Below are 11,892 nucleotides of genomic sequence, written 5' to 3' on the forward strand. Positions count from 1 at the left end.
ACAATCGGGCCGTGAGCGACGAGCACGCAGGCAACGAACCCAGCCACACCGACACCGGCCCTACCGACACCGGCCACGCCGGCACCGGGCCCCACGGCGGGGTGCCGGGGAGCAGCGGGCACAGCGACACCGTCTACACGGAGCACGACGAGGGGTGGCACGCCGTCGACGCCGTGCCTGCCACGGGCGCGGTCTGGGTCGTCGTCGGCCACGGTGAGGCGTTGCGCGACCTCGCGCAGGCGTACGGCGTGAGCGCCCAGGCGCTGCGGATGCTCGACGCCCACCCGCTGTCGCCGGAGTCTCACGACGACTCGTGGCGGCACCTGCGGGGCCGCGTGAACCGGTCGAACGACGGCGAGATCCTGCTCTCGGTGCCCACGGCGTCGTACGTGGAGTCGACGCGGGACGTGGTCACGGGTGTGTTGACGTGCCTCGTCACGGACCGCCTCATCCTCACGTGCGAGCGCGGCGACGCCGGCGTCCTGCAGCGCGCAGCCGAGAAGCTGTGCGACGGCCTTCCCGTGCCGGACACCGGGGTCCGGCAGGTCCTGGCCGCGATCCTGCTGACCCTGGTCAACCGGGCCTCCGACGTCGAGGCCGGCCTCGGCGACGCGGTCGCCGAGCTCGAGCAGCTCGTCGTCGAGCCCGGGCCTGGTCCCACCGGCGAGCGCGCATCGGGCGACAGGGCGACCGGCACGAAGCAGACCGGCAACGGGGTCCCCGGCCAGGACGCGCTGGGCGCGATCTACCGGCTGAAGCGGGAGATCGCCGAGGCGCGCCGTGCGCTCGGCCCGATGACGAGCGCGCTGCCGGAGCTGGAGGCCGAGACCCAGGACGTGCACGGCCCGGGCCTGCTGCACCGACGTGCCGACGCCACCACGGCGGTGTGGCTGCGGCGCGTGCGGGAGCGCTCGGACCGGATCGACGCGCACCTCGACTCGCACGACGAGCTGCTCGACGCGATGCTCTCGGTCTACCTGAGCAACGTGTCCGTCCGGCAGAACGAGGACATGCGCAAGATCTCGGCGTGGGCGGCCATGATCACCGTGCCGACCCTGATCGCCGGGATCTACGGCATGAACTTCCAGCACATGCCGGAGCTGGGCTGGCGCTTCGGCTATCCCCTGGTGCTCGTCGTGATGGCAGGCGCGTGCACGCTGCTGTTCCGCGCGTTCCGCCGTTCCGGCTGGCTGTGAACGGCGGGGGTCAGGAGGTCACCGCGGGGGTCGCGTCAACCGCTCCCGTCAGGAGCAGGACGACGACGAGCGCCGCGAGCCCCAGCCGGTACCAGACGAAAGGCTTGTAGCTGAACGTCGAGACGATCTTCAGGAACGCGATGATCACGAGGTAGCCGACGAAGAACGCGACCACCGTGGCGAGCATCGTGACACCGAAGCCGGGCGTGCCGGCCTTGCCGAAGTCGTCGACGGACTTGACGAGCTGGAACAGGCCGGAGCCGAAGACCGCGGGGATCGCGAGCAGGAACGAGTACCGCGCCGCGGCCTCGCGGGTGTAGCCCATGAGCAGACCGCCCGTGATGGTGCCGCCCGAGCGGGACACGCCGGGGATGAGCGCGAGCGCCTGCCAGAACCCGAACTGCACGGCGTCCCGCGGGCTGAGCTGCTCGAGAGGCTTGGAGCGCCGGCTGATCTTGTCCGCCCAGCCGAGCACCAGGGCGAAGCCCGCCAGCGTCACGACGACGAGCCACAGATTGCGGAACGTCTTCTCGATCTCGTCCTGGAGCAGGACTCCGAGCACCACGATCGGGACCGTGCCGAGCGCGATGAACCACGCCATGAGCGCGTCGTGGTCCGCACGCTGACCCACGGGTGCGCCGAGGCGCGAGCGCAGGTCGGTGCCGTACCGCCCCCGGAGCGCCTGCCACCACGCCGTGAGGATGCGCGCGAGGTCGCGCCGGAAGTACAGCAGCACCGCGGTCTCCGTGCCCAGCTGCGTGATCGCGGTGAACGCGGCCCCCGGGTCTCCCCCGAGCAGGTCGCCCACGATGCGCAGGTGGGCGCTCGACGAGACGGGCAGGAACTCGGTAAGTCCCTGCACCAGGCCGAGGATGATCGCGTCGAACCCGCTGATGTCTGCCACGGGCGGTCACGATATCCCGCCGAGCTCGCGGAACCGCCTCGACGCGAGGCCGACCTGCTGGGTCGTCCTACTAGGGTGACGCCCCATGGAGCATCGTCACGTCGGCCGCACGGGCCTGCGCGTCTCGCGCATCGGGCTGGGCACCATGACCTGGAGCCGCGACACCGACGAGCACGAGGCCGCCGAGCAGCTGCGCGAGCTCGTCGCCGCGGGCGGCTCGCTGGTCGACACGTCCGCGTCCTACGCCGAGGGGGGTGCGGAGGAGCTGCTCGGTTCGCTCGTCGGGACGGTGGTCGGCCGCGACGAGCTGGTGCTGTGCACCAAGGCGGGTGTGCGCAGGACCGCGGCGGGCCCGGTCGTGGACGCGTCGCGCGGCGGTCTGCTCGCGTCGTTGGACGCGTCGCTCGCCCGCCTCGGCACCGACCACGTCGACCTGTTCCTCGTGCAGTCCCCCGACCCCCGCACGCCGCTCGAGGAGACCGCCTCGGCACTGCGGCAGGCGGTCGTGTCCGGGCGTGCCCGGTACGTGGGCGTCGCGAACCACGCCGGCTGGCAGGTCGCGCTGCTGGCCGGCCTGCTCGACGACGTGCGTGACCGCGTGGGCCTGACCGCCGTCGAGATGGAGTACTCGCTGCTGCAGCGCGGGATCGAGCGCGAGGTCGTGCCTGCGGCGCGCGCCGTCGGCGCGGGCGTGCTGGCCTGGTCTCCACTCGGCCGCGGCGTGCTCACCGGCAAGTACCGGCGCACGGTGCCCGCCGACTCGCGCGCGGCCTCGCCGCACCTGGCCGGCTTCGTCCAGCCGTACCTCACCGCATCCGCTTCCGCGGTCGTCGACGCCGTCGTCATGGCGGCGGGCGGCCTGCAGCGTCAGCCGCTCGAGGTCGCGCTGGCGTGGCTCGCCCGACGTGAGGTGGTGGCCAGCACGATCGTCGGCGCGCGCACGGCGAGCCAGCTCCGCGGCGCGCTCGCGTCGCTCGACCTCGAGCTGCCCGACGAGCTCGTGCAGGCGCTCGACGACGTCTCGGCACCCGCGCTCGGCTACCCCGAGCGCTTCTAGCCCGACGACGCCGGTGGCGCCCGCCCCGCGGGGACGAGCACCACCGGCGACGCGGGTTCGCTGCTACTTCGTGACCACCAGGCTCGCCGTGGCGCCGCTGGCCGCGGCGTACGTGGTCGAGCCGAGGTACTTCACCGAGAGCTTCCACGTGCCCTTCGCCAGCTTCGGCAGCGTGAGCGTGGCCTTGCCCCCGACGAGAGTCGCGGTCGTGCTCGTCGAGCGGCCGCCCTTCGAGACCGTGAGGGTGACCTTGCCGGTCGCCTGGACGAGACCTGCGGGGGTCGTGACCGTCACGGTCGCCTTGCCCTTGGCCTTCGAGGTCGGCTTCGTCGTCACCTTCGCGGCGACCCGGGAGACCTTGCCCTTCGTGATCGTCAGGGTGCGGGTCGCCGTCGCTCCGGCCACGTTGGCGCTGCCCGCGTAGGTCGCCTTGAGCGAGTACGACCGCACCGCGAGCGAGGCCGGCAACGTGAAGACCACCTGGCCGGACGAGAGCGTCGCGGACCGCGTCGACCCCGCGCCGGCGAGCGTGACCTTGCCGGCGGCGGACTTCCCCGCGGAGTCGGTGACCTTGACCGTGACCTTGACGGCCTTGCCGTACGCGCTGCTCGTCACCGCCGTGATCGAGGCCTTGGCCGTCAGCTTCGTGACCGTCAGGGCGCGCGGCGCCGAGACCGACGACGCGTACACGCTGTCGCCGCTGTAGGTCGCTCGCACCGTGTACGCGCCGGAGGCCAGCGAGGCGGGGACGGTCAGCGTCGCCGTGCCGGCGACGACCGGTGCGCCGATCACGCCGCCCGGAAGGCCCTCCAGCGAGACCGTGCCTGTCGCGCCGTCGGTCACCGTCGCGGTGTACGTCACGGCCGTGCCGTACCGCGTCGAGGCCGCCCCGGTCAGGCTGACGGCCGAGGGCTTGCCGATCCGCAGCTCGGTGCTCGAACCCGCGATCGAGTAGCCCCGGCCGAGGTAGCGGACCGTCCACACGTCGCCGATCTGGTCCGACGCGATCGTCGGAAGGGTGACCGAGGCAGAGCCGTCGCGCTTGAGCGCGACGGGCGCACCGACCGGCTCACCGGCCTGGTCGAGCACGACGACCGAGCCCGCGGGCCGCCCCGTGCCGGTGCTGGGCGCGACGTTGGCGCCGCTCGTGTTGTTCGTCACGAACGGCGCGTAGCCGGCCGCGCTGACCTGGACGCCCAGCGTGGGGGTCGTCCCGGGCACCAGGTCGGTGGAGGCGACGCCGTCGACCGTCACGCTCGTGCTGCTCGTGTAGCGGGTCGAGCCGAGCGAGCCGAGGACGTCCGCGTACGCGGCGACGGCCTCGGAGGCGAAGTCCCGCGCGTTCGCCAGCCGGTCGCCGCCGGCCGCGAGGGTGCCGTTGAGCGTGGTCTCCGGCGTGTTGGGCAGGCTGCGTCCCGCGACGTACCAGTACTCGGTCATGTACTCGGTGTACGTGCCGTTGTCGTTGACGCGGATGGCCTGGTCGACGACCGGGGCCGGCTTGCCGAGCGCGTCCTGGTGGTTCCCGTGACGGACGAGCAGCGCGGGCACCTGCAGGCGGCGGGCCGACTGGATCGTCGTGCCGGTGTCGCCACCCGGGTAGTACCAGTTCGGGCTCGCGCCGGGCTCGCCCGCAGCCGCGTACTCCGCGGACGCGTTGTGCAGGTACGTGGAGAACAGGTCGCCGTAGAGGTACCCCGGGGCGAGGGTCTTGCCGTCGGTGACCGCCGGCACCCCGCTCGTGCGGATGTGGTCGTACGCCGAGCCCGAGTTGCTCACCGAGAAGAGCGAGAAGTCCAGGTTGTAGATGGTCTTGACGCCGCTGGCCTGCGCGTCGGCGTTGAGGTCCTTGATCACCGCACGCGTGTTGTGGCACCACGTGCCGCCGAACAGCAGCGGGACGTCGCTGTCCGCGTACCGCGGGTCGCTCAGCAGGTGGATCGTCTCGGGGTACGTGAGCTGCTGGACGCGCCAGCCGTCGGTGGCGTCGGCGTCGCTCAGGATCTCACCGCCGTACTTGGTGGCGTCCGTGTACGTCGCGCTGTGGCGGCGGTTCGTCTCGTCCTTGTAGAACTCGAACTGCGTGCTCACGCTGAGGTCGGGGTGACCGGCCGTCCCGCCCGCGGCGAGCAGCGTCTCCTTGACGGCGTCCTCGTACGCGAGCTGCTCGGCGGGCGTGTCGAGGTCCGCAGCGGTCTTGGTGTCCGCGAGCGAGGCGACCACCCGGTCGTCGTTGCCGCTGCCGTCCCGGCGGTCCTTGTCGAGCACCACCAGGTAGGGACCCGTGACCTTGCCGTCCGTCCGGACGAACTCCGGGGTCGGGTCGGTGCCGTTGATGAGGTCGATCAGCGGGCCACCCGTGGTGGCGGTCGCGCCCTCGTTCTGCCAGTACGTCAGGCCGGCACCGGTCAGCCGGGTCGCGAGCTCGTCCCAGTCGAAGATGTTGAGCGCGTCGCCGTCGATGCGCGGGTTGAAGACGTAGATCTTCGGCACGCCGATGCTCGTCGCCGCGGCGTTGATGTGCGCGATCTCGGCCTGCGTGCTGGCGTCCTTCGGGTCACCGATGAGCACCGCGTAGCGGCCGGACTTGAAGCGCAGCAGGTACTTCAGGCGCTCGATCGAGATGGACTCGAAGACGTGCTGGCCACGCGCAGGAGCGAGCGCCGGGAAGACGTCGGCGAAGTAGTCGAAGTCGACGCTGGAAGCGATGGCGGGCGCCGCAGCGGTGGCCGCGGCGCTCGCGCCGGGGGCGAGAGCGACCGCGGGCGCGGTCGCCAGTGCGGCGACCACGATCCCGGCGATGCTGCGTCGCAAGGAGGAGCTGGACATGGGGAGTCGTCTCTTTCTCCCGCCCGGAGGCGGGGGGTCAGGTCAGGGAGAGCGGGTCAGCGGACGGGCTGGGCCGCGGGGGTCGACGGCCCGTCCACTCGTGCGGGTGGTGCGAACTGCCAGGTGACGCTGAGCTGGCCCGCCTCGGGAGCGACGTGCACCCCGGGATAGGCCGCGACGGGGGACGAGGTGGGGGCCGCTGCGACGGGGGTCCTGACGGGCGCCGCCGCGGGCACGGTGGCGAGAGCCGCGGTGGGTGCGGCCGCCGGTGCAGCGACCGACGCCGGCGCGAAGGCCGTCAGCAGCGGGTTGCCGAGCTGCAGCGGTGGCAGGGCGCCGGGCACCGGAGCCGGGCCGGCAGGCTCGTCCGCCGCGGCGGCAGACGACGCGCGACGGGAACCGCCGCGCGCGTAGTGGGACGCCAGGAGCAGGACTCCCGCGACGGCCAGTGCGCCGAGGATCACGAGGCCGGTCAGCGGCGGCACCGTCTCGGCCGACGTCGCCTCCGCGTCCTGCGCCGCCCCGACCGGCGACGCGGCCGCGACGGTGACAGGGCTCTCGGAGACGACCGTCCCCTGGTACGCGACGACGAAGTGGTGAGCACCCTGCGGGGCGTCGTCCGGAACGACCACGTCGGTGGCGAACGCGCCCTGCTCGTCGGTCGTGACGGTCGTGAGCCGGACCGGGTCGGAGTGCAGCTCGACGTCGAGGTCGACGCCCGCGGCGTAACCCGCTCCGGTCAGCGCGACGGTCGCACCGGGGACGACCTCCCCCGTCCAGGTCAGCGTGCCGACGACCGACGCGGGCGGCGTGCCGACCGTCACCGGCTCCGACGGGGTGGAGGCCACGGACTCACCGACGTCGTTCACCGCGCGGACCGCGGCGCGGTAGCTGCCGTCCGGCAGGTCCAGGAACTCGTAGGTGGTGGTCGCCGCGTCGACCTCGGCGCGGTTGCCCCCGCTGAGCAGGACGACGTAGCCCGTCACGCTGTCGAGGTCCACGTCGACCGACGGCTCCCACGTCACGACGATCGTCGTGCCGTCGACCGTGAGGGTCGGGGTGCCGGGTGCGGAGGGCGCTCCGGGCACGACGGCCTCCTCGGGATCGATCCCGAGGTCGTCGGACACGGGCGCCGCAGGAGCCGGGACGCCCGGCGCTGTCGTGGCACCGGGACCGGGCGTGCTCGTCGGGGGCCTGGTCGCGCCCGGGGAGGGCGTCGTGCCGGGCACAGGCGTCCTGCCGGGCGCCGGGGTCGCACGCGGCGTGGGAGTCGTGCCGGGCGTCGGCGCCTTGGTCGGTGTCGGGCTCGCCGACGGCTTCGGCGTGGGCGACTTCGTCGGGGTCGGCGTCAGGTTGTAGTCGGACGGAAGGTTGTCCGCGTAGAGCACCTCGTCGGCCGCGCCCTGCCAGATCCCGGTGCTGGCGCTGCTCTGCACGATGCGCCCCTTGTACTTGGGGTTGTTCCCGTCGTACTCGTGGCACGTCGGGATCGGCTGGCACCACTTGTCCTCGGCGAGGTTGACGAGCGCGGCGCCCTTGTCGTCCTGGAGGCAGTGCTGGTCGTCGCCGCCATCGACCCACTCGACGGTGGCCGCGCTCGCGCGGGTCGCCTGCAGGACCGGCAGGCCGAGGGCGATCACGCCGACGACGAGCGCCGCGACCAGGGGCAGGCTCCGGCGGCCGAGCTGGAGAAGAGGGTTCACGAGGGGGCGCTTTCTACGGGAAGGGGGTGCGGGGGCACGGGGGGCGAGGACGGGTGCGGGCGGGTCAGCGGGAGCCGACGGGAACGCGCGGGCTGGGCTCGATCGCGCACGCGCCGACGGGCACGCCGCCCCAGAGGGCGTCGTCGTCGGTCGTCGCCGGGGACGCCGGGTTCGAGCGTTCCGGCGTCACGGGCTCCCCGAGGTCGACGGACCGGTCCACGGAGGAGCGGAAGATCGCGTCGTCCAGGCGGCCCTCCTTGCGCGCGACGATGGTCGCGGCGACCGCGGCCGAGGTCACGTTGTTCGTGGTCCGCGCCATGTCGGCGAGCGCGCTGATCGGCAGCGTCAGGATGATGACCTCGAGCGGGAGCCCCGCAGCGGCCAGCACGGTCGTCGCGGTGACCGTCGCGGTCCCGGGCACCCCCGCGGTGCCGATCGAGACGACGAGGCCGAGCAGCACCAGCACCGCGTAGTCACCGAGCCCGTACGGGATGCCGAGTGCGTTGACGCTGTACACGGCCAGGAGCACCGGCCAGATCCCGGCGCAGCCCGGCATCCCGATCGTCGTGCCGAGCGGCGCCGTGAAACCCGCGATCTCGGCGGGCACGCCGACGCGCTCCCGGAGCAGGCTCGTGGTGAGCGGCAGCGTCCCGGCGCTGCTCTGCGTCGTGAACGCGGTGAGCTGCGCGGGGAAGATCCGGCGGAAGAACGCGACGGGGCTCACGTTCGCGGACACCCGCAGGAACACGCCGTTCACGAGGTAGGTGTGGGCGAAGCAGACGACGAACGCGACGACGAGCAGCGTGAACAGCGGCCAGAGCTGACTCGTGTCCGCCGAGACGGTCGACGTGAACGACGCCGTGAGGGCGAGCACCGCGTAGGGCGTGAGGCTGATGACGAAGCCGACCGCGCGGTAGATGATCTCGCGTGACGCCTCGACGAACGCCTTGAACGGGGCGACCTTCTGCGGGTTCTTGTCGGCCACCAGCGAGCACGAGACCGCCACGAGGATGCTCACGAGGATGATCGGGATGATGTTGTTCTCGGACACGTCCTTGACGATGTTCGTCGGGAAGAAGCCGATGAACACCGACGTGAACGGCTGCTGGACCGAGTCGAGCGACCGGGTGTCCACGTCCTGCGTGCCCAGGTGCGCGCCCTTGCCGAGCCCGACCAGCAGCGCCGTGCCGAGTGCGAGGAAGATCGCGACGAGGTTGAGGCTGAGCAGCCAGTAGACCGACCGTCCGCCGATGGTCCGCAGCTGCGACGTCGAGCCCAGCGACGTGATGCTCGACAGGATCGAGACGATCACGAGCGGGGCCACGATGGTCAGCAGCAGGTTGACGTAGACCCGGCCGAGTGGCTGGACGTACTCGACGTGGTCGCGGAACACCACGCCGACAGCGACGCCGAGGAACAGCCCGACGAACGTCAGCACGCTGAAGTTCACGCGCTTGCGTGCGAGGGCGAACAGGCCGGCGAACAGGCCGACGGTGACGGCGAGCGCTGCGGCGTCCCAGACGTTCACGGGGTGCTCCGATCGTGCGAGGGCAGCTCCCACGACCGGGGGCGGTCAGGGAGTGCTCAGGGAGGGGGAAGGGCGTGCGGCGCGCGGGACGAGGCCTCGCGCGCCGAGGTGACGACGTGCGTCAGAAGGCAGCGCAGGAACATCGACGGAGTCGGTGCTCGTTCGCACACCTCACGCCCGTGCTCCTCGTCGTCGGCAGGCGCCGATCCCGCGGCGCCCGTGCTTGCCGTCGTGCACGCGCACGACGGCCTGGTCCTCACCCGGGGCACCCCACCACGGACGGAGGGTTGCCGGTCTCCCAGCCGGGGCTTGTCGGAGACGCTCGTGACCTGGTCTTCCACGACCGGATCGGCTTATGCCGACTATACCGGTCGCTTTTTCCTTGCAGGCTCTTTCTAGTGACGACGGGAGCGCGGTGTCAACAACCGGGACCCGGTGGTCCGCACTCCGAGACGCTTGTCACCCGTTCGGCCGCACCGCGGGGACCTCCCGCTCGCACCCTTGACGTGCGGCGCCGCGGGGTCAGCGCGCGGGTTCGACCTCGTCGTACTCGTCGTCGCCCGCCCAGTCGCCCTCGGCGTCCTCGGACTCGTCGTCGCCACCCTCGACGTCGTCGTCGAAGTCGTCGTCCTCGTCGTCCTCCTCGGCGAGGTAGAACGGCGTGGCCTCACCGTGGACAGTCCCGAGGGCGTCGTCGTACACCTCGAAGGCGTCAGCCAGGACGTCGTACGCGTCGTCGACCGCGGGGTCGTCCTCGCCCTGGCGCGCGACGACAGCGTTGTAGTGCGCCTCGAGCGCTGCGACGAATCGGTCCAGCGCGGCACGGGGGTCGACGGTCATGTCCGAACGGTACCGCCGCGACGCGGTGCCCGGCAGGACCGAGGGCCGCCACCACACCCCCGCAGCGTGCGACCCGCCTCTCGGCGTACGCACGGCACCCCGCGACGCGGTGCACAATGGGCGCCACGCGAGTCGGCAACGGGAGGGTGGCGGATGACCGTCGAGACGCGTCAGCGACGCCGGGACTGGGTCGCGCAGGGTGGGCAGTACGAGTACCGGGTCCTGGTCCTCCCCCGGACGACCAGCCGCAACGACGTCCAGCGCATGCTCGTCGAGCACGCCGAGTACGGGCGCTGGGAGCTCGCCCGGTCGGTGCTCTACGTGGGTGGCGAGCGACGCGTCTGGCTGCGGCGCAAGATCCTGCGGGTCCGCAGCACGCTCGACTGACCGCCGCCCCGCCTGCGACGACGACGCCCCAGCGGGGCACAGCCCGTCAGCAGGTCGACAGGAGCCGGTCCAGGACGCGCGTGCCGAACTTCAGGGCGTCGATCGACACGCGCTCGTCGACGCCGTGGAACATGCCCGCGAAGTCGAGGTCCGGGGGCAGGCGCAGGGGCGCGAACCCGTAGCCCGTGATCCCCAGCTGCGAGAGCGACTTGTTGTCCGTCCCGCCCGAGAGCATGTACGGCAGCACGGCGGCCCCGGGGTCCTCGGCGAGCAGGGCGTCGGTCATCGCGTCGACCAGCGAGCCCGTCGTCGGCGCCTCGAGCGCCACGTCGCGGTGGATGTCCTCGATGCGCACGTGCGGGCCGGCGAGCCGCTCGATCGTCGCGCGGAACTCGTCCTCGCGGCCCGGCAGGAAGCGACCGTCCACGGCGGCCTCCGCGCGTCCGGGCACGACGTTCGCCTTGTAGCCCGCGGTGAGCTGCGTCGGGTTCGACGTGTGCCGCAGGGTCGCGCCGACGAACCTGCTCGCGGGGCCGAGCGCGGCGACCAGCGCGTCGATGCCCTGCTCGTCGTACGGGTCGAACGGCAACCCGGTGAGGTCCGCGACGCCTTCCAGCAGCGCACGGACCGTGGGCGTGAGCTCGAGCGGCCACGTGTGGCGACCGATCCGCGCGACTGCCTCCGCCAGGTGCGTCACGGCGTTGTCGGGCGTGACCTGGCTGCCGTGGCCCGCGCGCCCCTCGGCGACGAGCCTCAGCCAGGCCAGGCCCTTCTCGGCCGTCTGCACGAGGTACGCACGTCGCCCGGCGACCGTGACCGAGAAGCCGCCGACCTCGCTGATCGCCTCGCTCGCGCCCTCGAAGATCTCGGGCTTGTGGTCGACCGCCCAGTGCGCGCCGTACGTGCCGCCGGCCTCCTCGTCGGCGAACATCGCCAGCACGACGTCGCGCGCCGGCTTGCGGCCCTCGCGCGCCATCTGCCGCACGACCGACAGGATCATCGCGTCCATGTCCTTCATGTCGACCGCGCCGCGGCCCCACAGCAGGTCGCCGTCGACGTGGCCCGCGAACGGGTCCACCGTCCAGTCGTCGGCCTGCGCGGGCACCACGTCGAGGTGACCGTGCACGACGAGCGCCGGCCGGCTGCGGTCCGCGCCCTCGATCCGCACCGCGAGGCTCGTGCGCCCCGGCGCGCTCTCGAACACGTCGGGCTCGAGCCCGACGTCGCTCAGCAGCGTCGCCGTGTACTCAGCGGCCGCGCGCTCCCCCGGCCCGGAGCCGTCCCCGTAGTTCGAGGTGTCGAACCGGATGAGGTCGCGGCAGATGTCCACGACCTCGTCGGCGGCGGTCGGCTGGGGGTTGCGGGGCTCGGTCGTCGGCACGCGCCCACCGTACCCGCGCGCGCGGACGGCCCCCGACGGCAGCGGGGCCGCCCGCGCACGACGACTC

At 72.6% G+C, this 11,892-nt stretch carries 9 protein-coding genes and 1 riboswitch; of the genes, 3 read left to right on the forward strand and 6 right to left on the reverse strand.

Annotation, left to right across the window (positions count from 1 at the left end):
• Positions 1 to 11 precede the first annotated feature (11 nt).
• Positions 12 to 1,196, forward strand: a complete 1,185-nt coding sequence (locus CGE01nite_RS00955; protein WP_229747532.1) for a magnesium and cobalt transport protein CorA — start codon at positions 12 to 14, stop codon at positions 1,194 to 1,196.
• Positions 1,197 to 1,206: 10 nt separating this feature from the next.
• On the opposite strand, the gene CGE01nite_RS00960 is transcribed toward CGE01nite_RS00955, so the two are convergent.
• Entirely contained in the window at positions 1,207 to 2,091 is an 885-nt protein-coding gene (locus CGE01nite_RS00960) for an undecaprenyl-diphosphate phosphatase (protein WP_170210851.1), read from the reverse strand.
• A 94-nt stretch (positions 2,092 to 2,185) separates the two neighbouring features.
• On the opposite strand from CGE01nite_RS00960, the gene CGE01nite_RS00965 reads away from it, so the two are divergent.
• Positions 2,186 to 3,157: an aldo/keto reductase gene (locus CGE01nite_RS00965; protein WP_141368430.1), complete on the forward strand. Its 972-nt coding sequence runs from the start codon at positions 2,186 to 2,188 to the stop codon at positions 3,155 to 3,157.
• A 63-nt stretch (positions 3,158 to 3,220) separates the two neighbouring features.
• Here the strand turns inward: CGE01nite_RS00965 and CGE01nite_RS00970 are convergent, their stop codons facing one another.
• The 4 genes from CGE01nite_RS00970 to CGE01nite_RS00990 all read right to left on the reverse strand — a co-directional run bounded on the left by CGE01nite_RS00970 (position 3,221) and on the right by CGE01nite_RS00990 (position 10,057).
• A complete protein-coding gene (locus CGE01nite_RS00970) occupies positions 3,221 to 5,986 on the reverse strand; it encodes an Ig-like domain-containing protein (protein WP_141368432.1) in 2,766 nt (921 codons plus the stop codon).
• Positions 5,987 to 6,042: 56 nt separating this feature from the next.
• Positions 6,043 to 7,689, reverse strand: coding sequence for a fibronectin type III domain-containing protein (locus CGE01nite_RS00975; RefSeq protein ID WP_141368434.1), 1,647 nt, complete (start codon positions 7,687 to 7,689; stop codon positions 6,043 to 6,045).
• Between the two features lie 64 nt (positions 7,690 to 7,753).
• Entirely contained in the window at positions 7,754 to 9,217 is a 1,464-nt protein-coding gene (locus CGE01nite_RS00980) for a dicarboxylate/amino acid:cation symporter (protein WP_082156486.1), read from the reverse strand.
• A gap of 214 nt (positions 9,218 to 9,431) precedes the next feature.
• Positions 9,432 to 9,547, reverse strand: a riboswitch (SAM riboswitch).
• Between the two features lie 192 nt (positions 9,548 to 9,739).
• On the reverse strand, positions 9,740 to 10,057 hold the full coding sequence (locus CGE01nite_RS00990; protein ID WP_048343966.1) for a hypothetical protein: 318 nt from the start codon (positions 10,055 to 10,057) through the stop codon (positions 9,740 to 9,742).
• Positions 10,058 to 10,210: 153 nt separating this feature from the next.
• Here CGE01nite_RS00990 and CGE01nite_RS00995 point away from each other — a divergent pair, with 153 nt between their 5' ends.
• Complete coding sequence (locus CGE01nite_RS00995; protein ID WP_048343967.1) at positions 10,211 to 10,444, forward strand: DUF5703 family protein; 234 nt, start codon at positions 10,211 to 10,213, stop codon at positions 10,442 to 10,444.
• A gap of 46 nt (positions 10,445 to 10,490) precedes the next feature.
• Here the strand turns inward: CGE01nite_RS00995 and CGE01nite_RS01000 are convergent, their stop codons facing one another.
• Positions 10,491 to 11,825 carry a M20/M25/M40 family metallo-hydrolase gene (locus tag CGE01nite_RS01000; protein ID WP_141368438.1) on the reverse strand — a complete coding sequence of 445 codons (1,335 nt, stop codon included), beginning with the start codon at positions 11,823 to 11,825 and terminating at the stop codon, positions 10,491 to 10,493.
• Positions 11,826 to 11,892 lie beyond the last annotated feature (67 nt).

This window comes from Cellulomonas gelida (genome assembly GCF_006538725.1).
GTDB classification, from domain to species: Bacteria; Actinomycetota; Actinomycetes; order Actinomycetales; family Cellulomonadaceae; genus Cellulomonas; species Cellulomonas gelida.